Source organism: Pseudomonas sp. PDM22, from assembly GCF_014851965.1.
Taxonomy (GTDB): domain Bacteria; phylum Pseudomonadota; class Gammaproteobacteria; order Pseudomonadales; family Pseudomonadaceae; genus Pseudomonas.
Genome location: NZ_JACVAR010000005.1, coordinates 410,042 through 431,101 on the forward strand (window position 1 = coordinate 410,042; position 21,060 = coordinate 431,101).

Genomic DNA, 21,060 nt, shown 5'->3' on the forward strand with positions numbered 1-21,060 from the left:
TCTACACCTGGCCCGGCAGCAGGGTAGCGACGGTATCGAGCAGCAGGCGCTGTAATACCAGCCACAAGCCCACCAGCAGCACAGCAGCCACCGTCAGGTGGAGCCAGGACTCGCCCAGCCAGCGACGCCAGCTACCACCGCTCGCGCGGACCAGTAGCGGGACTTTGCCAGCCGCACCAAAGGGTTTCACTTGCTCATTCAGCGCGTTCAGCAGGCGCTCGCGCTCCGGGTCGTCCTGCTGCTCGTAGCGCCCCAGGAAGCCCAGCATCAGCACACGCTGATAGCAGGTCAGAACACGCAGGTCCGGCGCCGGCTCGGCGAGGGCTTCGCGCATGTCTTCGTAGAGTTGTTCGCCGGCCTGATGACGGTTGAAGAAGTGCGCCTGCAGGGGCTTCGCGCTCCAGACCGAACGCGTCTCGGCGCTGGCCTTGCGCAACACCATCTCATCGAGCAGCGCACATTGCGCATAGCTGATCTGGTTGATCGCGCGCTGGCTCATGCCGGCTTCGATGAGGCTGTTGCGGCAGGTTTCGATCCGCGCTGCGCAGTGCTTCCACAAGGCCTCGCCATCTTTCGCCACGGCGCCCTGCTGCAGTTCGACGACCAGCAGATAGCTGTCCTGCAGAAGCGCATCGATATCAACGCTGCTGGATTTCCCGAGCACCTTCGTCATGAGCGCAGCACCGCGAACAGATCAAGCTGGACGTCCCCGAGCGTGCCGGGGACATAGAGTGCACAGGTGCCCGAGGACAACATGGCGCGCCCCATGGGATGGTTCAGATCGAGGGCGAAGTACTGGTTGCCCAGGCGAACCGGTATGGCGGCGGGGACGTGGCTCAGCGGCAGCAGCGGAACGCCGTCGAGCGCCACGTTGACGAGGTGATCGACTTCATCGGGGCTCCCCACTTTGCACAGCCTGGGGAACTGGCTCTGGATTTGCGCCGCCGGCACACTGGAACGCACCGACAGGTAGAAGTCAGCGCCGTCGGCTTCACGCAGGCGTCCGTCGTGCAAGGCCACTTGCCAGCGGTTCGCGGTGGGCCTCTCGAGGTCGAGAGCGATGACGCGCGACGGCAGGCTGGCTTCCAACAGCGTGGAGATCAGCCTGAAAAGCGGCGGGAACACCGCTTCCAGCTGTTCATGCCGGTAGGCGGGAATGGCGCTGATGTCATGCTCAAGCGAGAAGGTGAGCAAGCTCCCCGCAAGCTTGATCAGTTCCAGGTAGACCAGCTCCGGATGCCGCCCCGGATGCGCAAGGAGGTCCGCCAGAACCGGCTGGTAGCTGTTCAATGCGTTTAGCAGCCAGAACAGCGAGACATCCGCCACGGCGAAGTCGGCCATGCGCTGATTGCTCTCGCGACGCATGCCCATCAGGCGACTGCGCTTGGCGGCCAGCTGGGTCATAAGGTTGTCCAGCTGTTCCAGCAACGGCAGATGCCCATCGAAGCTGAGCAGAGGCGGAACGAACGAAGGGTCCAGCGTCCAGGTCCCCTGCCCGTCTCGCTGCACCCGGGCCACCGGACAGGTCAGGTACTCGGCGTTTTCGTCGCTGCCCAGGCGTAACGACAGGATGTGCTCCAGCGCGGCCATGGACTCGGACTCGTCGCCGTAGTGATCCTGCACGCGCCGCCAGTCCTGGCGATAGCGAATCAGCTGGGCTGGCTTGCCCTCCCCGATCTGGCAATTACCGCCATTGGCATGCTCCAGCGGCAACGCCAGCAGCAAGGTGGCGACCATTTCCTGCTCGGGGAGACGGGCAAGATCCAGCGCGGGCGGCAGGCGGTCGGCCATGTCGCTGTCGATCAGGGTCCCGTCCGGGAGCCGCACCCGCAGCCGGGCAGCCTTGAGCCTGCCCAGCCGCAGCGCGTCATAGTCGAACACTACAGCCTGCACCCCCCAGGGGTGGACCCACGACATGCGGGCCACACATTCGTTGGTCCAGGCCTCCCAGCGTGCCTGTTGCTGGAATTGCTGCGGGGACAGCAAGGCCCCCGCAGCCCATAAGGGGCGGTCGATCTTCATGAATGTCTTCCGTGACGACGCTTAGGCTTTTGCCTTGGGCATCTGCGAGACCAGCGACAGGTTGACGTCCATGCCTTCCACCTGGAAATGCGGGATGGCATAGAGCTTCACACGGAAGAAACCGGGGTTGTCCTCGATGTCTTCCACTGTCACCTTGGCATCGCGCAGCGGGTGCGATGCCTGCAGGTCGTCGCTGGGGTCGGTCATCTCGGTGACAAGCCCACGGATCCAGTTGTTCAGCTCCAACTCCAGGACGCGACGATCCTTGGTGGTGCCGATGTTTTCGCGCTGGATCAGCTTCAGGTAGTGAGCGATGCGCGAGAGCAGGAAGATGTACGGCAGGCGTGCGTTGATGCGGCTGTTCGCGGTGGCATCGGCGGTCTCGTACAACGCCGGTTTCTGTGCGCTGTTGGCGGAGAAGAAACAGGCGTAGTCACGGTTCTTGTAGTACGAAAGCGGAATGAAACCGAGGTTGGCGAACTCGAATTCACGGGTCTCCGGAATCATCACTTCCGAGGGAATCTTCACCTGGTTGCCGGTGCCCAGGTCATAGAGGTGGATCGGCAGGTCGGTGACTGCCCCGCCCGCCTGTGGACCGCGAATCTGCACGCACCAGCCGTTGTTGATGAAGCTCTTCACCATATTGGCGGCGAAGGCGAAGGACGCATTGGTCCAGAGGTATTTGTCGTGGTCCGGGCCCTTTACGCTTTCGATGTAGTTGAAGCTGCGCACCGGCACGGTATCCGGCCCATAGGGCAGACGCCCAAGTACTCGCGGCATGGTCAGGCCGATGTAACGGGCATCATCGGAATCGCGGAACGACTTCCATTTCAGGTACTCGGCGCGATCGAAGTAGTTGCCGATGTCCTTGATTGCTGCCACTTCCTCCATGGTGTCCTTGCCGAAGAAGGCCGGCCCGACAGCGCCAATGAACGGCATGTGCGCCGCCGCCGCCACCTTGGAAATGCTGCGCAGCAGCGCGATATCCTGCGGACCCCGATCGAACTCGTAGTTGGAGATTGCCGCCGCGATCGGTTCGCCGCCGGGGGTGTCGTACTCCTGGGTATAAGCGTGGACGTACAGACCGCTCTGAGCGATCTCGGGGGCGTCCTCGAAATCCTGCACCAGATGGTCCTTGCTGATATCCAGCAACTCGATGCGCACGTTGCGACGGAAATCGGTCTGGTCGATCAGCGACTTCACACCGCGCCAGGTGGACTCGACACGCTGGAAGTCCGGGTGATGCATGATCGCATCCAACTGGCGGCTGATCTGCCCGTCCAATTGGGCAATGTGCTCATCCAGCAGGGTCTTGTCGAGGCGTTCGACCTTCTGCGAAGAGCGCTTGAGCAGGTCGAGGAAGACACTGACCGCTGCGGTGACGCGCTCGTCGGCGGATACATCGGAAAGCGCATCGGTATTCTGGAAGACCTCGATATCGGTCAGGGAAGACACCGGGCTGAGGTTGATCTTGTCGAACAGCGTGGCATAGACACCCTGCCCATCACGGGTCAGGACGGTGCTGCCAGCGGCGGATGCGGTGCTGGTTTCTACGGACATGTCACTCTCCTTATTGTTTTGCGTCGTCGTGCGGAGCCAGCGCGGCCAGTTCGGCGCGCAGTTCGTTGCTCAGGGCGTCATCCTTGAGGATTCGCTCGAGCTCGCGACGGAAAGTGACGTTGTCCAGGAGGTTCGACTTGAGGTCGCGCAGCAGGTTGCGCATCGCCAGCAGAGCACGCAGTTCGGGCAACTGGCGGGCCACCTGCTCCGGCTCGAAGTCCTTCATGTGGCGGAAAGTGAGTTCGACGCTGGTATCGGAACCATCGCCGGCCAGTGTATTGGGAACCGCCAGTTTCACATTGGGATGGAACTCGCCCAGCACACTGTTGAAGTTGTTCTTGTTGATATCGACCTTGCTGCGCTCCGACAGCGGACGGTGCTCCCGACCGTTACTGTAGTCACCCAGCATCAGCAACTTCAGCGGCAATTCGACTTTCTTTTGTGCGCCGCCTGTATGCAGATCGAGCTTTATATTGACGCGAGCCTTTGGAACTTCATTCTGAAAACTATCGGATGCCATGATTACCTGCCTTAAAATCCTTTTGCCAATGCAAGCACGCACCGCGACCGGCATCTGAAATGCGGTCGATATACGCGACGAAACGGACACTCAAACGAATCAGGGAAACAGACTTATTTATCGACCCCAACATTCAACTAAATCATCATGGAATCAGACTTCCCCGAGAACGTTTAGGGGGTTATTTCAATCTGGAAACTCTGCAAGGCTGCCACAATGATTCTCTAATTCAACCCCACTTACAGAGCGCAATCAAATTTAGGAAAGGCCCTACAAAGTCAATTCAGAAATCCCTTCATATAAGTAGATTTTCAAATCCCCAGGACGACAAGTTGTCGCAAGAAAAATCGTACTGCTCATTTTTCAGAGGGCAGTTCGGAGATTTCTTTGCTCTCGAAACCCCGCTTGAGTTCTGCCTCGCTTCGACAACTGGACGCCAATTCCGGTATTCAACCTGAGCGGGGCTTGTGAGCCGCCCTCGGCAGCCACTATCATGAGAAGCATTCTCAAATGATAAAAGTTCTGCCATGTCCTCGGTCGACACTCCTCTCCACGCCGCCGTCAGTGAGCTCTATCAGCACCATCACGGCTGGCTGCAAGGCTGGCTGCGTCGTCGCCTGGGCTGCCATGAACAGGCCGCCGACCTGGCCCAGGACACCTTCACGCGCCTGCTCGGCTCACGCCGGGTGCTGGATGCCCGCGAGCCGCGCGCGTACCTCACCACGGTGGCCAAGGGGCTGATGATCAATTGGTTCCAGCGCCAGTCGCTGGAACGCGCCTACCTCGAAGCGCTCGCCAATCTGCCCGAAGAGCTGGCGCCCTCGCCGGAGCAGCGTTACCTCGTGCTGGAAACCCTGCACGAGGTGGATGCCCTCCTCGCCCGCCTACCCGAGCCTGTTCGCCAGGCCTTCCTGCTGGCGCAGGTCGAGGGGCTGAAGTACGAGGCCATCGCCGAGCGCCTTGGCGTATCCCTGGGGTCGGTGAAGCGCTATATGCAGCAGGCCTTTCGCCATTGCCTGGAGCTGATGGAATGAGCACCGCCGAGCCTATCGCCGCGCGTATCCTCGACGAGGCGGCGGACTGGCTGGTACGCCTGCAGCAGGATGCCAGCGAGGAAAACCGCCGCGCCTGCGTCGACTGGCAACGCCAGAGCCCGCAACACGCGCGAGCCTGGGATCGTGCCGAACGTCTGCTTGGCCACCTTGGCAGCCTGCCTCCGGCGCTGGCGATGCCGACACTGGGCCGCGAACGCACGCTGGATCGCCGGCGCGCCCTCAAGCAACTGGCGGTGCTGTTGGCCGTCGCTCCGGTCGGCCTGGCCGCCTGGCGGACCCAGCCCTGGCAGGACTGGAGCGCCGACCAGCACACCGGGATCGGCGAGCAGCGCAAGTTGCCGCTACCCGATGGCAGCCTGCTGACGCTCAACACCGACAGCGCGGTGGACATCGCCTTCACCCCGGCACAGCGCCTGGTGCGTCTGCTGCGCGGGGAGATATTCCTCGATGCGCGTGCGGACAGCCGGCCATTTCTGGTCACAACCCGCGAAGGCCGGGTGCATACCCGCGAGGCGCGCTTCAACGTGCGTCAGGGCGACACCTCAACCAGCGTCTCCGTCGTTCACGGTCGCGTCGAAGTGGCGCCGCTGCAGGGCCTCAGCCAATGGCTGGGCGCCGGGGAGTCAGTACTGCTGTCGGCAGGAAGTATCAACGCCGCCGTACCATCCCCCAGCCCGGATGCCTGGACCCACGGCATGCTGATGGCCGACCGCATGCCCCTGCAGACATTGCTGGGCGAGCTGAGTCGCTACCGCCATGGCCTGCTGCGTTGCGCCCCCGCCGTGGCAGATCTGGCGGTATCCGGGGCTTTTCCCCTGCTGGACAGCAACCTTGCGCTGGCGATGCTCCAGTCCACCTACCCCTTGCGGATCCGCCGGATGACGGACTTCTGGATCACCCTTTCAGCCGCCTGAAGACAAGCGCCGGGCGTTGATGCAAAATATTTTCAAAAAGAAGTGAGACTTTTTCTCACTTCAGCTGGCAACAGGGGAACATCTCCCGACACGAAGCCCGCAGAGGCCCGAAGGTACCCCGTCCATGTCCAGCAATCGACACGCGCAACCCTCTTCGCTTTCCCTGGCGGTACGCACCGCCCTCTTCTCCCTGGCGGTTGCCGTGGCGACGCCAGTGACGGCCGCGCCGGCTGCCAGCGAAGTGCGCAGCTACAGCATCGCCCCCGGCCCCTTGGGTCGCGCCCTGGCATCGTTTGCCGCCGAGACCGGCGTGCACCTGTCCTTCGACCCGACGCTGACCGATGGCCTGCAGAGCCCTGGCCTGAGCGGCGACTACTCGACCCGAAGCGCCCTGGAGCGGCTGCTGCAAGGCAGCGGCCTGGAGCTGGAGCAGCGCGGCGACGGCACTTTCACTCTGATCCGTTCGCCCAGCCCCGATGCCCTGCAGATGCAGCCTTCGCTGATCACCGGCCAGGCGGCCGGCCCTGAAGACCTGCCCGCCGAGTACGCCGGCGGCCAGGTGGCGCGCGGTGGACGCCTCGGTCTGCTGGGCAACACTGATCTGATGGATGCGCCCTTCAGCATCACCAGCTACACCGAGAAGACTATCCAGGACCAGCAAGCGCGCAGCGTCGCCGATGTACTGAGCAACGAGCCATCGGCGCAGATCGGTAGTGCGCGCACCAACCTCAACGAGGACTTCTCCCTGCGCGGCTTCCCGGTGGTCAGCGCGGACGTCGCGCTCAACGGCATGTACGGCCTGGCGCCATTCTTCCGCGTCCCGGTGGAAATGGCCGAACGCGTGGAGGTGGTCAAGGGCCCGAGCACCATGCTCAACGGCATGCCTCCCAGCGGCAACGTCGGTGGCGCGGTGAATCTGGTGACCAAGCGCGCCGGCGACGAACCGCTGACTCGTGTGACCATGGACTACCTGTCGGATTCGGTGTTCGGAACCCATATCGACGTCGGCCGTCGCTTCGGTGAGAGCAAGGAATTCGGCGTGCGCTTCAACGGCGTGTACCGCAATGGCGACACCACCATCGACAAACAGGAACTGGAAGACGGCCTGGGCTCCCTTGGCCTGGACTACGCCGGCGAGCGCCTGCGCCTGTCCGCCGATTACATCTGGCAGCGCGAGGACATCACCAACGTGGTCCGCCAGTTCTCCGTCGGCCCCGGTGTGACGAAGATTCCCCACGCCCCGGACAACGATCTGAACTACCCCGGCTACGGCGATTCCGAAATGATCGACCGGACCCTGGTGGTGCGCGGCGAATACGACCTCACTGACTGGCTGACCGGCTACGCCGGCTATGGCGACCGGCGCAGCGAGATGGATGCGCTGGCCGGCAACCCGGTGCTCATGGGCAACGACGGCGACTTCGTTTCCAGCCCGGCCTGGCAGGTCTACGACGTTGGCTCGCACTCTGCCGAGGCGGGCCTGCGCAGCACCTTCAACACCGGACCGGTGGAGCACCGGCTGAACTTCGGCGCGACCCGCGTGGTGCAGAACTCGGACATCTTCTTCCTCTACACCGCCTTCCCGTCGCGTGCGTCGAATATCTACAACCCGGTCTACGAAGGCACGCCGAGCACGGACGGCTATCCGAAGAATGTGCAGAAGTACACGGCCCAGACCCTCACCAGCTACGCGCTGGCCGACACCTTGTCGATCCTCGACGGCCGCGTCGAACTGACCCTCGGAGCGCGCAAGCAGCGCGTGGAATCGCAGAACTTCGAGATGAACGTTGGCACCCCGGTGGGCAACGGCTACGACGAGGAAGAGACCACACCGATGGGCGGCATCGTGGTCAAGCCGTGGGAAAACATTTCGCTCTATGCCAACTACATCGAGGGCCTGAGCCCGGGCGAAACCGCCCCCATCGGCAGCATCAACGCCGGCGAAATGCTCTCGCCCTATGTCTCCAAACAGAAGGAAGTCGGCATCAAGGGCGAGTGGGACGGCTTCGGCGCGACCCTGGCCGCGTTCGAGATCAAGCGCCCGAACAGCGTCAACGACAACGGCCGCTTCACCAGAGGTGGAGAACAGCGCAACCGTGGCCTTGAACTGAGCCTGTTCGGCGAGGTAACCGAAGGCGTGCGCCTGCTCGGCGGCGCGTCCTATACCCAGGCCAAGCTGACCAAGACCCAGGACGGCCAGTACGACGGCAACGATGGCATCGGCGTGCCGCGCAAGCAGCTGAACCTCGGCGGCGAGTACGACATCACCCAGGTGCCCGGCCTGACCGTCACCGCCCGCACGATCTACACCGACGAGCAGTACGTGGACCAGGCCAACAGCCTGAGCATCCCCGACTGGTGGCGCCTGGACCTGGGCGCGCGTTACCGCTTCGACACTCTCGGCAAGCCGGTGGTGTTGCGCGCCAACCTGGATAACGTGTTCGACAAGGACTACTGGGGCACTTCCACCGCCGGGTACCTGTACCTGGGCGAGGGACGCACCCTGCAGTTGTCCGCGAGCGTGGACTTCTAACGAAGAAAGAGCCTGACGATGACCGCCAAAGCCCTCCGCACCTGGTACCTGGTGCACAAGTGGACCAGCCTGATCTCCACGGTGTTCCTGCTGATGCTCTGCCTCACGGGCCTGCCGCTGATCTTCCACGAAGAGATCGAGCACTACTTCGAGCCGCACCCGGAGCTCAAGCCGCTCACCGAGCAGTCGCCGAAGATCGACTACGACGACGTGGTGGCTCGCGCCCTGGCCAAGCGGCCCGGCGAAGTGGTGCGCTTCGTGTTCTGGGAGCAGGACGATCCGCTGGGCGCGGTCCTCACCGCTCCGACCCTGGTGCCGCCGCCGGAGAATGGCCACATCCAGCCGTTCGACGCGCGCACCGGGGAGTTCTTCGATCCGCTGCCACCACCGGGCGGCTTCATGTACATCATGCTCAAGCTGCACACCGACCTGTTCATGGGCCTGCCCGGCTACCTGTTCCTGGGTTTCATGGGTCTGCTGCTGGTAGCCTCGCTGGTGTCCGGCGTGGTGGTCTACACGCCCTTCATGCGCAAGCTGGACTTCGCCACCGTGCGCTCGCAGCGCAGCTCTCGACTGAAGTGGCTGGACCTGCACAACGTGCTGGGTATCGTCACTCTCGCCTGGGTGCTGGTGGTGGGCGTCACTGGAGTGATCAACACCCTGGCGCTGCCGATCCTCATGCTCTGGCAAGGCGGCCAGTTGGCCGAGATGACCGCGCCCTACAAGGACTTGCCGCCGCTGGAACAGCTCGGCTCGCTGCACAAGGCCATCGAAACCGCCCGCCAGGCGGCGCCGGACATGAAGCCCAGCTTCGTCGGCTTCCCCGGCACGCAGTTCAGCAGCCAGCACCATTACGCGGTATTCATGCGTGGCAACACCCCGCTGACCGAACGCCTGCTCAAGCCCGCGCTGGTGGATGCCGAAACCGGCGAATTGACCGACATGCGCGAAATGCCGCTGTACGTGAAGACCCTGCTGCTATCCCAACCACTGCACTTCGGCGATTACGGCGGCATGCCGCTGAAGATCGTCTGGGCACTGCTGGATATCGTCAGCATCGTCATACTCGCCAGCGGCCTGTACCTGTGGCTCGGCCGGCGTCGCACGCCCATCGAGAAGCGCCTGGCGGAACTGGATTCCGGCGGCCTGGCGACGGAGGTAAAGGCATGAGACGCGGACTCTGGATGATCTTCCGCTGGCCCGTCGCGCTGGCCGTGCTGAGCACCTTCGGGCTGCTCTCGGCGCTGCTGGGCGATGGGGTTTTCGACCTGCTGTCGTGGATTTCCCTTGGTGTTCCGCTGCTGCTGATCGTCTTTGTATGGATGAGAATGCCCCGTCGTCCCAAGGAGCCACGCTGAAATGACCGCCATGCCGCCCCAGGCGCCCACCCTCAACCTGCGTCCGCTGATGTTCGAGACCTTCGTCTGCACGGTGGCGGTGATGTCCTTCGTCGCGCTGATCGGCCCGGTGGCGCGCACCCTGGGCCTGGCGCCCTGGCAGGCGGGGATGACGGTCACCGTCGGCGGCATTGCGTGGATGCTCATGGCGCGCGTATGGGGTATCGCCAGCGACCGCCTCGGCCGTCGCCGCGTGCTGCTCAGCGGCCTGGCCGGCTTCGCGGTGACCTACGCGCTGCTCTGCGCTTTCATGGCGCTGGCACTGAATACCTCGATGTCACCGCTGCCCGCCTTCATCGGCATCGTCGCGCTGCGCGGGTTGGCGGGCGGTTTCTATGCGGCCGTGCCGGCCTGCTCGGCGGCGCTGGTCGCGGACCATGTGAGCGCGGACAAGCGCGCTTCGGCCATGGCCGGGCTGGGTGCCGCAAGTGCCGTAGGCATGGTGGTCGGCCCGAGCTTCGCCGGTCTGCTGGCCATGCTCGGTCTGGCTCTGCCGCTGCTGCTCACCTGCCTGCTGCCGCTGCTGGCGTTCGCCGTTCTGTGGCGCTGGCTGCCCGATAGCCAGCGCGTCAGCGAACGCAAGGGCCCGACGCTGGCGATCAGCGACAAGCGCCTGCGCCGCTCGCTGACCCTCGGCTTCATCGCCATGGTCTGCGTGACCGTGGCGCAGATGACCGTCGGCTTCTTCGCCCTCGACCGCCTGCAACTGCCGCCGGCGGACGCCGCCCGCGTTGCCGGTATCGCGCTCACGTCGGTGGGCGTGGCACTGATCTGCGCGCAAATGCTGGTACGCAAGCTGAACTGGGCGCCGCTGCGCCTGATCGGCGTTGGCGGCACTGTCTCCGCGCTGGGCTTCGCCACGGTGTGCTTCGCCATGGCGCCGTGGATGCTCTATGCCTCCTGCTTCGTCGCTGCCGCCGGTATGGGCTGGGTCTTCCCTGCCGTCTCGGCGCTCAACGCCAATGCCGTGGAAGCAGACGAGCAAGGCGCCGCTGCAGGCAGCCTGGTGGCCGTGCATGGGCTGGGCATGATCAGCGGCCCGTTGCTGGGCACCCTGCTGCACCAGTTGGATAGCCGCGCGCCGTATGTACTGGTCGCCGCGCTGCTGCTGTTTGGCGTCGCCTGGACCGTGCTGCCGCGCAAGGGCGCCACTGCATGACTCTCCCTGACGTTGCACTGCTGGCCCTTCTCGCTGTTGCGTTGCTGGGCTGGTGGCTGCGACGGCGGGCCCTGGCAATGGTCGCAGCCCTGCTCGCTCTGGTCGCGGCGCTGTACGACGTATGGGACGACCGCTGGCAGGCGGGAGTCGACGCAGTGGTCGCCCTGCTGCTGGTGCTGGCCCTGCTACTGCGGCGCAAGCGCCCGGCGCGGCTCCCGCTCTGGTCGGGGCTGTTCTTCAGCCTGCTGACGGGCCTGGCGGTCGCCGCGCTGTACTGCTTCCCGGTTTCGCCACTGCCCAGGCCGGGCGGGCCCTATCAGGTCGGCGTACGCGACTTCGAGCTGGTCGACGCCAGCCGTACCGGCGTGCTCGGCACGCCTGCCGGCAAGGCCCGGCGCCTGCTGGTGCGGGTCTGGTATCCGGCCCGGCCAGTGGCGGACAGCAAACCACGCAATTACTTCAGCGCCGCTGAATCACGCAGCACCGCGCGCGGCTTCGGCGAGCTGTTCCATTTCCCGCCCCTGCTCACGTACTTGCGTCATCTGCGGACCAACTCTTTTGAGAACGCGCCGCTGCGCGCCGACCTGGGTCGCCTGCCGGTGGTGTTCTACAGCCATGGCTATGGCTCGTTCGCCGGCATGAACGGGCGGATCATGGAGGAGCTGGCGAGCAACGGTTACGCGGTCTATTCCGTGCAGCACACCGGTGACGCGTCTCCCACACAGTTCCCCAACGGCGAGGTAGCACCGACTGACCCGGCACTCTACGAACACCTGCGCTACGCCTTCGAACACGGCTTCTCGCCGCTTCTGCTGCAAGGCTACGGCGAGGACGACCTGGCCCGCCGCCTCGACGGCCAACTGCGTTTCGCCACCGAAACCACGCCGCCAGCCGACCGCGCCATCCACCTCAGCGCACCGGTCTGGCTGGCCGACCGGCTGTTCGTCCACGACCGCCTACAGGCCGGCGAAGTGCCGCCGAATGTGGCCGCCCTGGTGGCCGCCAGCGACTTCGCGCATACCGGCGAGATGGGCATGTCCTTCGGCGGCTCCACCAGCGGCGCCGTCTGCCTGGTGGACAAGCGCTGCGCGGCGGCGGTGAATCTGGACGGTGGCGACTTTGACTTCCTGCCCTTCGACAAGGACCTGCCAGTGCCGCTGCTGATGCTGCATTCGGACCTGTCGCTGTTCTACCGCATGCTCGGCCTCACGCCGCCATCCCGGCCGCGCAGCTTCAACGACTTCTCCTACGAGAGCCTGCAACACGCCGGGCAGAACCCGCGCATCCATCGCCTGGTACTGCGCGACGCCCTGCATGCGGGCCTCACCGACAATGCGCTGTACATGCGCCGCCCACTGCGCGACAAGCTCATTGGCAGCGCACCCACCGACGTTCTGATCGAGGCACCAGCGGCGCTGGTACTGGGCTTCTTCGACCACTACCTGCGCGGCCGCGACAACGGTTTCCCGCAGGCGCAGGTCGCACCTTGGTCCGATTGGCTGGAGCCCTACAGCAACCGCGCGGTGAGCCAGTGGTGGAACGCTCTGCCGGAGCTCGAACGTACCCAGTGGGAAGAACGCATCCGCGCGATGCACGCCCAGCGTCAGGCGCGGGGCCGCTGAAAGTCTGACGGGCGCAACCGATCGGCTGCCTTAGCCACAGACGCCTTCACAAGGTCGTGGACACGCCGCGCCGATCCAGCTCGAACACCTTGCTGCGCTGCAGGCACTCGCGCAGCCAACGCTCGGCCTTGCCCGGTTGGCGCCGGCGTTGCCAGAGCAGGTCGACGCCCACCAACCAGTCCGTGTGCGGATAAGCCTCCAGCTGCAATTCCACCAGTTCGCCCGCTGCCAGCTCGCGCTGGATCAATTGCCGAGGCAGGGTTGCCCAGCCGAGACCAGCGCGGACCATTTCCACCAGTGCCAGGTAGCTCTCCGCCTGCCAGACCTGGGCGGCGCGAAGGTATTCGCTGCTGGGCAGCTTGTGGGCATGGGCGACGAAGGCCAGGCGACGGTGCGCGTGCAGGTCCGCGAAGCCAACCCGCTCGCGCTGTGCCAGCGCGAACTGCGCATGGCAGACGTGGGCCATGATCAGTTTGCCCAGTTGCTGGAAGGCCAGCTCCTGTGGGTACTCCGGCTGGGAGAACGCCACGCCGAGGTCCGCCTCCCCCTTGAGCACCAGCTCGCTGACATCACCGTGCACGGGGTGGCGGATCAGCAGGTCGACGAAGGGGAATGCAACGTCGAATTCGCGCAGCACCGGAATCAGTGAACCGTAGGGCACCTCGATGGCCAGGGTGAGCGAGGGCTCGACCTGTTCCGCCAGGCTGTCGGCGCTGCCTTCCAGCGCATAGCAGCGCTCCAGTACCGCCTCTGCCTGCAGCAACAGCTTGCGGCCGGCAGCGGTGAGGGCCGGGATGCGGCTGGAGCGGTCGAACAGTTCCACGCCCAGGTCCGTCTCCAGGTTGGCGATCGCCGCGCTGACCGTGGACTGCGTCCGCCCCAGACGCCGCGCCGCGGCGGAAAAGGACCCGGCCTGGACCGCCGTGACGAACACCTGCAACTGCTCCAGCGAAAAGCGCATGGCCGATTCCTTCCTCCTTCGATCCATCGATGCTAGCGATGGTTATTCATTTGTTCCATCGCTTATTTCGCAGGACTATCTCCCCCGACATCGGCAGCAGCTGCCCCCGACCACTGTGCTGCGTGTCACTCCGGGCGCCCGTAATAACAACAAGAGCCGCACCTTCAGGAGATTCATGACATGAGCCTTACCCGCGTTCACCCGGTCGACGAGATCCTGCCCCTGCGGCAGCTCTTCACCTTCGGCCTGCAGCACGTCCTGGTGATGTACGCCGGCGCCGTCGCCGTGCCGCTCATCCTCGGCAGCGCCCTGGGCCTGACCCAGGCGCAGATCGTCACGCTGATCAACGCCAACCTGCTCACCTCCGGCATCGCCACCCTGATCCAGACCCTCGGTTTCTGGCGCTTCGGCGCCCGCCTGCCGTTGATCCAGGGCTGCTCCTTCATCGCCCTGGCACCGATGATCATGATCGGCAAGCAGTTCGGCCTGCAGGAAGTGTTCGGTGCGGTGATCGCCGCCGGCGCCATCACCATCGCCATCGCGCCGGTGTTCAGCCGCATGCTGCGGTTCTTTCCGCCGGTGGTCATCGGCAGCCTGATCACCATCATCGGCATCTCGCTGATGCCTGCCGCCGCCATCTGGCTGGGCGGCGGCAATCCGGGATCGGAGGACTTCGGCAAACCGGCCAACCTGCTGCTGGGGATGGCCACGGTGGCGATCACCCTGGTGATCTATGCACGTTTCTCAGGGTTCATCGGCAATCTGAGCGTGCTGATCGGGCTGGTCGCCGGCAGCCTGCTCGCCGCCGCCTTCGGCATGACCCATTTCGACCAGGTGGGCGAAGCGGCCTGGTTCGAGCTGAGCCCGCCAATGGCCTTCGGTGTCCCGCAGTTCTCCCTCACACCGATCCTGATCATGGTCCTGGCGATGCTGGTGATCATGGCCGAGACCACCGGCAACTGCCTGGCCATCGGCAAGCTGGTGGGCAAGCCGACCGACCAGCGCACCCTGGGCAACGCCTTCCGCGCCGACGGCCTGTCGACCCTGCTCGGCGGCATTTTCAACAGTTTCCCCTACAACGCGTTCACCCAGAACACCGGGCTGATCGCCCTTTCCAACGTGAAGAGCCGCTTCGTGGTCGCCGCCGCCGGCGCAATCATGGTGCTGATGGGGCTGTTCCCCAAGCTCGGCGCACTGATCGCAGCAGTCCCCACGCCAGTGCTCGGCGGCTGCGCCATCGTGATGTTCGGCATGACCACCGTGGCCGGCATCCAGGAGCTCTCCCGCGTACGCTTCGAAGGCACCCGCAACGGCATCATCGTCGCGGTCTCGGTCAGCGTGGGTGTGCTGCCGATGTCCTTCCCCGCCCTCTTCGAACATGCCAGCGGCCCGCTCAAGCTGGTGTTGGAGAGCGGCATCTTCCTCGGCGCGATCACCGCCATCCTGCTCAACCTGCTGCTCAACAACGACAAGAGCGCTACCGCCGAACCCGCCGGACAGGCCAGCGCCACCGAGTGATCCATCCGGCGTGCGCCTCCGGGCGCACGCACCACTTCACTGCCCAAGGAACTTCCATGACTCACTTCAGCAAGCTCACTCCTGCCGGCCTGTCGGATCTCGACCTCGACCTGCTGCGCCAGTCGATCCGCCTTTCCGAGGAGTCCCGTGAACGCGGGCGCCATCCCTTTGCCGCACTGGTGGCCGACGCCCAGGGCCGGGTGATCGCCAGCGCCGGCAACAACTCGATGCCGCCCGAAGGCGACCCGACCCAGCACGCCGAACTGGTGGCCGCCGCCCTTGCCGCGCGTCAGCTGAGCCCGGAGGAACTGGCCAACTGCACGCTCTACACCAGCGCCGAACCCTGCTGCATGTGCTCCGGGGCGATCTACTGGACCGGCATCGGTCGGGTGGTCTACGCGCTCTCCGAGCACTCGCTGCTCGGCCTGACCGGCGCGCATCCGGAGAACCCGACCTTCTCCCTGCCCTGCCGGGAAGTCTTTGCCCGTGGCCAGCGTGTGATCGACGTGCACGGTCCAATGCTGGAGGACGAAGCCGCGGCGGCTCATGCGGGGTTCTGGGAATGAATGGCGGCCTGTCCATCCATGTCGTCGACATCGCCAGCGGGCGGGTCGCGCAGGGGTTGGAACTGAGCGTCAGGCGGTACGATGGCAACGTCATCCTGCACGGCCGCATCGATGAGCGCGGGCTGTTGCCGGGACTGGAGGCGCTCGCCGAGCAGTTTGGCAGCGGGGTCTACGAGGTGCGCCTGCAAGTCGCCGATTTCTACCGGGCAGCCGGAGCTGCGCTGCCCGACACGCCCTTTCTCGACGAGCTGATCTACCGCTTCGGCATCGGCGATGCGCACCAGCACTATCACCTGCCGTTCAAACTCACCGCGTGGGGCCTTTCCTGCTTCCGTGGCGGAGCCTGAGCCACGCAACGATGCAGCGGGGCTTCGCCATCGGGCGAAGCCCCTGCGCTCGGTCAGGCATGCCAGCAGCGATACCAACCGTCCTGTTCAGTCACCTTCAGCGGTGCCTGATACAGGGCCGACAGGTGCTCGCTGGTGAGAATCTCTGCCTTTGGCCCGTCGGCCACTACCTTGCCATTGGCGATCAGCACCACGCGCTCGATCTCCGGGATGATCTCGTCCAGATGGTGGGTGGTGATGATCATCGCGTGCTCAGGCCCGCAGAAGCGCCGCAGCAGCGTGAGCATCTGCAGGCTGGCGCCCATGTCCAGGCCGTTGGCCGGCTCGTCGAGGATCAGTGCGCGGGGCTCGTGGATCAGTGCGCGGGCCAGCAGCAGGCGGCGCTTCTGGCCGGTGGAGAGGCGCTGGAACATGCGTTCGGCATAGTCGCCCATCTCCACGGCGGCGAGCATCTCGCGGGACTTTTCGACCTGTTCTGGCGTGGGTTGCAGGTGGCCATGGCTGCCGATGGCACCGAAGAAACCGGAGATCACCACATCCAGCGCCTGGGTGAACGGCGTGTAGTCCTCCTGCAGGTCCTGGGAGACGAAGCCGATGCGGCTGCGCAGGTCCCACAGGGTGACGTTCTGCAGGCCGAACAGGTTCAGCGAGCTGTCCGGGCGATCCACCGGGTAAAGCTCGCGGCTGATCAGCTTGAGCAGTGTGCTCTTGCCGGCGCCGTTGGGGCCGAGGATGGCGACCTTCTCGCCTTCGCCGATGTGCAGGGAGAAGCCGTCCAGCACGCGGGTCTGCTGCTGGAAGGCGGTGACGTTGTTGAAGTCGATCATGGCGAGGTCAGCTGGTGGAGAAAAAGAGAACCTCTTCTACCATGCCCCGTCCGTCAGGGCAGCCCTTTCACGCTTAAGCAGGCGATAACCTGATCTGGCCAGCGTGTCCGAAGTGCCACCTCACAAGGGATGCAGACTCAATGTACAAACCCACTTCCCCGACGCTGGACGACGACGTCTGCGTACACATCTTCTCCGTTTCCGCCACCATGGTCGGGGTGTGCCTGACGGTGATCGGCATCATCCGCGTGGTCATCACCCTGCGTCAGGAGAACCTGATCTTCGACGACCTGGTGGCGGTGAACCTGCTGTTCTATCTCGTCGCAGCCTTCAGCTCCTACTGGAGCCTGCGCACCCACCGGATGCGCCGCGGACGCCGGATGCTGCACGTGGCGGACACGGCGTTCCTCATCGCACTGGTCTTCACCGCAATCAACGCCGCCGGTATCACCTGGATGATGTCCGCTTATCCCGGCCATTGAGCCACACCTGATGGTTCAGGAAACCAGCTGGTGCAATACCCGCCGCAAACCGTCCGGCAAGTTCACCGGCCGACGTGACTCGCGGCCGACATAAACGTGGACGAAATGCCCCTGCGCCGCCGCCTCGCGCTCGCCCTCGCGGAACAGCCCGATCTCGTAGCGCACGCTGGAAGTGCCCAGCCGGGTCACCCGCAGGCCGGCCTCCACCACATCCGGGAAGGCAATGGACTGGAAGTAGTTGCACTGGGTTTCCACCACCAGGCCAATGACCTCGCCCGCGATGAAATCCAGTACGCCCTTGCGTATCAGATACTCGTTCACCACGGTGTCGAAGTAGCTGTAGTAATTGACGTTGTTGACATGGCCATAGACGTCGTTGTCCATCCAGCGGGTGGGGATGGAAAGGAAGTGCGGGTAGCTTTCACGAAGGCTGACGACGGGTTTCATCGCTCTGACTCCAGCGGTGAGGGGTTGGGATTCAGCGGGTTGGCCGGATGCTCTCACTGAAAGCATCCGGCGCTCGGGCTCAGGCCGGCGTCTTGCCGTAGCGGCGCACGCGGATATCGGCCTGTTCCTTGTGTCCGGCGAAGCCTTCCAGGGCGCACAGGCGCGAGCAGTACTCGCCCACCAGGGCCGAAGCCTCGTCGGTAAGCACGCGCTGGTAGGTGCAGGTCTTGATGAACTTGCCGACCCACAGGCCGCCGGTGTAACGGGCAGCCCGGCTGGTAGGCAGGGTATGGTTGGTGCCGATGACCTTGTCGCCGTAGGACACGTTGGTGCGAGCCCCGAGGAACAGCGCGCCGTAGTTGGTCATGTGCTGGAGGAAGTAGTCCGGGTCGCGGGTCATCACCTGGACGTGCTCGGAGGCAATGCGGTCGGCCTCGCGCACCATTTCTTCATAGGAGTCGCAGAGGATGATCTCGCCATACTCCTCCCAGGCTACCCGGGCGATAGGCGCGGTCTCCAGCTTGGCCAGCTGGCGTTCGACCTCCGCCGGCACCGCGCGGGCCAGCGCCTCGCAGTTGGTCAGCAGGATGGCCGGCGAGTTGGGGCCATGCTCGGCCTGACCGAGCAGGTCGGCGACCGCCAGTTCGGCGTCGCAGGTATCGTCAGCGATGATCAGGGTTTCGGTCGGACCGGCCAGCAGGTCGATGCCCACGCGGCCGAACAACTGACGCTTGGCCTCGGCAACGAAGGCGTTGCCCGGTCCGACGATCATGTCCACCGGAGCGATGCTTTCAGTACCCAGCGCCATCGCGGCGATGGCCTGCACGCCGCCCAGGCAGTAGATCTCGTCAGCCCCCGCGAGGTGCATGGCGGCGACGATGGCTGGCGAGGGCTTGCCATTGAACGGCGGCGCGGCGGCGATGACGCGCTTCACGCCAGCGACCTTGGCGGTCAGCACACTCATGTGCGCGGAAGCCACCAGCGGATACTTGCCGCCGGGTATATAGCAGCCGACGCTGTTGACCGGCAGGTTCTTGTGGCCCAGCACCACGCCCGGCAGGGTTTCCACTTCGACATCACGCAGGGCATCGCGCTGCACCTGAGCGAAGCGGCGGACCTGGGCCTGGGCGAAGCGAATGTCGTCCAGGGTCTCTTCCGACAGTTCCGCCACGCAGGCGTCGATCTGCGCCTGGGTCAGGCGGAAGTTCTGCGGCGCCCATTTGTCGAACTTCTCGGAGTATTCCCGTACCGCCTGGTCCCCGCGCTCGGTGATGTCGGCGAGGATGCCGGAAACGGTGTCGCGCACCTGCGCATTGATTTCCAGCTTCACCTGCTGGGGCTTGGAGTTCTTCAGATGCCTGATCATGGTCATTACCTGCTGGGACGGATGAGTGCTTTCGCCAGGACGAGCGCCGCCGTCGCGCAGCCGTGGCTACACGCGGAGCGCTGTGTCAGGCGGTATTAGTTGGCAGTGGGTGGCGGGGTGAGCTTCTGCAACTGCATCAGGGCGCGCTTGATCTGCAGGCTCTGGTAGTTGATGTTCGCCGGGTTCAGGCTGGCGCCCTCCTGGAAGGGGTACTGCGGGATGGTCGCCATGAACTTCTGGATTTCCGCCTGCACCGGCACGAACAGCCACATCTGGTCGGCGGCCCAACGCACCGACAGCGGCGATTCTTCGCGGGCAGTCTCGAAGGGGTCGGCCTTGAGGTTGGTGGTGACCGGCCAGTTGGTGACCTTGCGCGAGCCAGAGCCGATGGAGCCATCGACGCTGGCGAAGGCGACTTTCCAGTCCTTCCAGCGCAGGGCGTTGAGTTCACCGTTCTGGGAGAAGTAGAAGTACTCCTGGCGCGGGCTTTCCTTGGCCTCGCCCTTGAAGAACGGCAGGAAGTTGTAGCCATCCAGGTGAACGCGGAACTGTTTGCCGTTGAGCTCACGGCCCTTGGCCAGTTCGTCGACCAGGTCGGGATCGCCCGCGGCGGCGGCCAGTGTCGGCATCCAGTCATTATGGGCGATGAGGTTGTTGAAATGGCTGCCAGGCTTGATCACGCCCGGCCATTTCACCAGCAGCGGCACACGATGCCCGCCTTCGTTGGAGGTGCCCTTCTCGCCACGGAAGGGTGACGAACCGCCATCCGGCCAGCTGACCTTCTGCGCACCGTTGTCGGTGGTGTAGACGATGATGGTGTTGTCGGCGATGCCCAGTTCGTCGAGCTTCTTCAGCAACTCGCCGACCTGCCCGTCGTGCTCGACCATGCCATCGGGGTAGATGCCGATTCCGGTCTTGCCCTGGGACTCCGGCTTCAAATGCGTCCAGATGTGCATGCGGGTGGTGTTGAACCAGACGAAGAAGGGCTTGTCGGCCTTGTGCGACTTCTCGATGAAGTTCTCGGTGGCCTGGAGGAATTCCTGGTCGATGGTCTCCATGCGCTTGCGCGTCAGCGGGCCGGTGTCCTCGATCTTGCCGTCGGCATAGGAATGGATGACGCCGCGCGGGCCGTACTTCTTCCGGAACTCCGGGTCCTTCGGGTAGTAGTAGGTCTCCGGCTCCTCTTCGGCGTTCATGTGGTAGAGGTTGCCGAAGAACTCGTCGAAGCCATGCTTGGTCGGCAGGTGCTGGTCACGGTCACCCAGGTGGTTCTTGCCGAACTGCCCGGTGGCGTAGCCCTGCTGCTTCATGGCGTCGCCGATGGTCGGCGCCCAGTCGGGAATGCCGTGCTCGGAGCCAGGCATGCCGATGGTCAGCAGGCCGGTGCGAAAGGGATGCTCGCCGAGGATGAAGGCCGAGCGCCCGGCGGTGCACGACTGCTCGCCATAGGCATGGGTGAACAGTGCCCCTTCGCGGGCAATGCGGTCGATGTTGGGCGTCTCGTAGCCCATCATGCCCTGGTTGTACGCGCTCAGGTTGTAGTAGCCGATGTCGTCGCCGAAGATCACCAGGATGTTCGGCTTGTCCGCCGCTCCCGCCAGCAGTGGCGACATCAGCATCACCAGGCCGCCCAGCCATCGTCTTGCAAGGTTCATCAACGCTCTCCTTGGTTTTATTGTTCGCTGCGGCAACCTAACGCAATGCCAGCGCATACCGGCAAACCTAGCCAATTCCAGACGGCCTGCCTTCCACTCCTGAGGAGTG

Annotated in this window: 20 protein-coding genes; 11 read left to right on the forward strand and 9 right to left on the reverse strand. The window is 64.5% G+C overall.

Annotated features, from left to right (window positions below; translation table 11 throughout):
- Position 1: 1 nt before the first annotated feature.
- Genes tssL through tssB form a run of 4 tightly spaced genes read right to left on the reverse strand, consistent with a single transcriptional unit; the run spans position 2 to position 4,102 of the window.
- Positions 2 to 673 (reverse strand): type VI secretion system protein TssL, short form, encoded by a 672-nt coding sequence (tssL, locus tag IB255_RS19705; protein WP_192210724.1) that lies wholly within the window; start codon positions 671 to 673, stop codon positions 2 to 4.
- Positions 670 to 2,022 carry a type VI secretion system baseplate subunit TssK gene (gene tssK, locus IB255_RS19710; RefSeq protein ID WP_192210725.1) on the reverse strand — a complete coding sequence of 451 codons (1,353 nt, stop codon included), beginning with the start codon at positions 2,020 to 2,022 and terminating at the stop codon, positions 670 to 672. The genes tssL and tssK overlap by 4 nt, the downstream gene beginning before the upstream one ends.
- Positions 2,023 to 2,043: 21 nt before the next feature.
- Positions 2,044 to 3,582: a type VI secretion system contractile sheath large subunit gene (tssC, locus tag IB255_RS19715; RefSeq protein ID WP_081518211.1), complete on the reverse strand. Its 1,539-nt coding sequence runs from the start codon at positions 3,580 to 3,582 to the stop codon at positions 2,044 to 2,046.
- A gap of 10 nt (positions 3,583 to 3,592) precedes the next feature.
- Positions 3,593 to 4,102, reverse strand: coding sequence for a type VI secretion system contractile sheath small subunit (tssB, locus tag IB255_RS19720; RefSeq protein WP_081518212.1), 510 nt, complete (start codon positions 4,100 to 4,102; stop codon positions 3,593 to 3,595).
- Positions 4,103 to 4,629: 527 nt separating this feature from the next.
- Here tssB and IB255_RS19725 point away from each other — a divergent pair.
- The 7 genes from IB255_RS19725 to IB255_RS19755 all read left to right on the forward strand — a co-directional run bounded on the left by IB255_RS19725 (position 4,630) and on the right by IB255_RS19755 (position 12,782).
- Entirely contained in the window at positions 4,630 to 5,136 is a 507-nt protein-coding gene (locus IB255_RS19725; RefSeq protein WP_192210726.1) for a sigma-70 family RNA polymerase sigma factor, read from the forward strand.
- Positions 5,133 to 6,071, forward strand: coding sequence for a FecR domain-containing protein (locus tag IB255_RS19730; protein ID WP_192210727.1), 939 nt, complete (start codon positions 5,133 to 5,135; stop codon positions 6,069 to 6,071). Before IB255_RS19725 ends, IB255_RS19730 begins: the two co-directional genes overlap by 4 nt.
- Before the next feature lie 124 nt (positions 6,072 to 6,195).
- Complete coding sequence (locus tag IB255_RS19735) at positions 6,196 to 8,604, forward strand: TonB-dependent receptor (RefSeq protein ID WP_225594930.1); 2,409 nt, start codon at positions 6,196 to 6,198, stop codon at positions 8,602 to 8,604.
- A gap of 18 nt (positions 8,605 to 8,622) precedes the next feature.
- Positions 8,623 to 9,774: a PepSY-associated TM helix domain-containing protein gene (locus IB255_RS19740; RefSeq protein WP_081518215.1), complete on the forward strand. Its 1,152-nt coding sequence runs from the start codon at positions 8,623 to 8,625 to the stop codon at positions 9,772 to 9,774.
- Entirely contained in the window at positions 9,771 to 9,962 is a 192-nt protein-coding gene (locus IB255_RS19745; protein WP_138216809.1) for a hypothetical protein, read from the forward strand. The genes IB255_RS19740 and IB255_RS19745 overlap by 4 nt, the downstream gene beginning before the upstream one ends.
- 1 nt (position 9,963) lies before the next feature.
- A complete protein-coding gene (locus IB255_RS19750; protein WP_081518217.1) occupies positions 9,964 to 11,160 on the forward strand; it encodes an MFS transporter in 1,197 nt (398 codons plus the stop codon).
- Positions 11,157 to 12,782, forward strand: a complete 1,626-nt coding sequence (locus tag IB255_RS19755; protein ID WP_192210728.1) for an alpha/beta hydrolase family protein — start codon at positions 11,157 to 11,159, stop codon at positions 12,780 to 12,782. The genes IB255_RS19750 and IB255_RS19755 overlap by 4 nt, the downstream gene beginning before the upstream one ends.
- A 46-nt stretch (positions 12,783 to 12,828) precedes the next feature.
- On the opposite strand, the gene IB255_RS19760 is transcribed toward IB255_RS19755, so the two are convergent.
- Positions 12,829 to 13,743: a LysR family transcriptional regulator gene (locus IB255_RS19760; RefSeq protein ID WP_138216812.1), complete on the reverse strand. Its 915-nt coding sequence runs from the start codon at positions 13,741 to 13,743 to the stop codon at positions 12,829 to 12,831.
- Positions 13,744 to 13,923: 180 nt separating this feature from the next.
- On the opposite strand from IB255_RS19760, the gene IB255_RS19765 reads away from it, so the two are divergent.
- From IB255_RS19765 to IB255_RS19775, 3 genes are read left to right on the forward strand one after another with little or no spacing between them, the layout of a single operon-like run.
- Complete coding sequence (locus IB255_RS19765) at positions 13,924 to 15,261, forward strand: nucleobase:cation symporter-2 family protein (protein ID WP_192210729.1); 1,338 nt, start codon at positions 13,924 to 13,926, stop codon at positions 15,259 to 15,261.
- Between the two features lie 56 nt (positions 15,262 to 15,317).
- Positions 15,318 to 15,827, forward strand: coding sequence for a nucleoside deaminase (locus IB255_RS19770; RefSeq protein ID WP_192210730.1), 510 nt, complete (start codon positions 15,318 to 15,320; stop codon positions 15,825 to 15,827).
- Positions 15,824 to 16,174, forward strand: coding sequence for a hydroxyisourate hydrolase (locus IB255_RS19775; protein ID WP_081518222.1), 351 nt, complete (start codon positions 15,824 to 15,826; stop codon positions 16,172 to 16,174). Before IB255_RS19770 ends, IB255_RS19775 begins: the two co-directional genes overlap by 4 nt.
- A 53-nt stretch (positions 16,175 to 16,227) precedes the next feature.
- Here IB255_RS19775 and IB255_RS19780 read toward each other — a convergent pair whose 3' ends face one another.
- Entirely contained in the window at positions 16,228 to 17,001 is a 774-nt protein-coding gene (locus tag IB255_RS19780; protein WP_081518223.1) for an ABC transporter ATP-binding protein, read from the reverse strand.
- Positions 17,002 to 17,141: 140 nt separating this feature from the next.
- On the opposite strand from IB255_RS19780, the gene IB255_RS19785 reads away from it, so the two are divergent.
- Positions 17,142 to 17,483, forward strand: coding sequence for a hypothetical protein (locus tag IB255_RS19785; RefSeq protein WP_081518224.1), 342 nt, complete (start codon positions 17,142 to 17,144; stop codon positions 17,481 to 17,483).
- Positions 17,484 to 17,498: 15 nt separating this feature from the next.
- Here IB255_RS19785 and IB255_RS19790 read toward each other — a convergent pair whose 3' ends face one another.
- From IB255_RS19790 to IB255_RS19800, 3 genes are all read right to left on the reverse strand, one after another.
- Entirely contained in the window at positions 17,499 to 17,930 is a 432-nt protein-coding gene (locus IB255_RS19790; protein ID WP_192210731.1) for an acyl-CoA thioesterase, read from the reverse strand.
- Between the two features lie 79 nt (positions 17,931 to 18,009).
- The gene (hisD, locus tag IB255_RS19795; RefSeq protein WP_192210732.1) at positions 18,010 to 19,296 is read right to left on the reverse strand and encodes a histidinol dehydrogenase; all 1,287 of its coding nucleotides are present in this window, start codon (positions 19,294 to 19,296) and stop codon (positions 18,010 to 18,012) included.
- A 95-nt stretch (positions 19,297 to 19,391) separates the two neighbouring features.
- Positions 19,392 to 20,951 carry an arylsulfatase gene (locus IB255_RS19800; protein ID WP_218189943.1) on the reverse strand — a complete coding sequence of 520 codons (1,560 nt, stop codon included), beginning with the start codon at positions 20,949 to 20,951 and terminating at the stop codon, positions 19,392 to 19,394.
- Between the last annotated feature and the right edge of the window lie 109 nt (positions 20,952 to 21,060).

Coding starts and splice junctions, on each gene's coding strand:
- IB255_RS19790 (WP_192210731.1), bottom strand. CDS start 17,930: ATGAAACCCGTCGTCAGCCTTCGTGAAAGCTACCCGCACTTCCTTTCC.
- IB255_RS19730 (WP_192210727.1), top strand. CDS start 5,133: ATGAGCACCGCCGAGCCTATCGCCGCGCGTATCCTCGACGAGGCGGCG.
- IB255_RS19780 (WP_081518223.1), bottom strand. CDS start 17,001: ATGATCGACTTCAACAACGTCACCGCCTTCCAGCAGCAGACCCGCGTG.
- IB255_RS19735 (WP_225594930.1), top strand. CDS start 6,196: ATGTCCAGCAATCGACACGCGCAACCCTCTTCGCTTTCCCTGGCGGTA.
- IB255_RS19765 (WP_192210729.1), top strand. CDS start 13,924: ATGAGCCTTACCCGCGTTCACCCGGTCGACGAGATCCTGCCCCTGCGG.
- IB255_RS19760 (WP_138216812.1), bottom strand. CDS start 13,743: ATGCGCTTTTCGCTGGAGCAGTTGCAGGTGTTCGTCACGGCGGTCCAG.
- tssC (WP_081518211.1), bottom strand. CDS start 3,582: ATGTCCGTAGAAACCAGCACCGCATCCGCCGCTGGCAGCACCGTCCTG.
- IB255_RS19750 (WP_081518217.1), top strand. CDS start 9,964: ATGACCGCCATGCCGCCCCAGGCGCCCACCCTCAACCTGCGTCCGCTG.
- IB255_RS19725 (WP_192210726.1), top strand. CDS start 4,630: ATGTCCTCGGTCGACACTCCTCTCCACGCCGCCGTCAGTGAGCTCTAT.
- IB255_RS19785 (WP_081518224.1), top strand. CDS start 17,142: ATGTACAAACCCACTTCCCCGACGCTGGACGACGACGTCTGCGTACAC.
- IB255_RS19740 (WP_081518215.1), top strand. CDS start 8,623: ATGACCGCCAAAGCCCTCCGCACCTGGTACCTGGTGCACAAGTGGACC.
- tssK (WP_192210725.1), bottom strand. CDS start 2,022: ATGAAGATCGACCGCCCCTTATGGGCTGCGGGGGCCTTGCTGTCCCCG.
- tssB (WP_081518212.1), bottom strand. CDS start 4,102: ATGGCATCCGATAGTTTTCAGAATGAAGTTCCAAAGGCTCGCGTCAAT.
- IB255_RS19745 (WP_138216809.1), top strand. CDS start 9,771: ATGAGACGCGGACTCTGGATGATCTTCCGCTGGCCCGTCGCGCTGGCC.
- IB255_RS19775 (WP_081518222.1), top strand. CDS start 15,824: ATGAATGGCGGCCTGTCCATCCATGTCGTCGACATCGCCAGCGGGCGG.
- IB255_RS19800 (WP_218189943.1), bottom strand. CDS start 20,951: ATGAACCTTGCAAGACGATGGCTGGGCGGCCTGGTGATGCTGATGTCG.
- IB255_RS19770 (WP_192210730.1), top strand. CDS start 15,318: ATGACTCACTTCAGCAAGCTCACTCCTGCCGGCCTGTCGGATCTCGAC.
- IB255_RS19755 (WP_192210728.1), top strand. CDS start 11,157: ATGACTCTCCCTGACGTTGCACTGCTGGCCCTTCTCGCTGTTGCGTTG.
- hisD (WP_192210732.1), bottom strand. CDS start 19,296: ATGATCAGGCATCTGAAGAACTCCAAGCCCCAGCAGGTGAAGCTGGAA.
- tssL (WP_192210724.1), bottom strand. CDS start 673: ATGACGAAGGTGCTCGGGAAATCCAGCAGCGTTGATATCGATGCGCTT.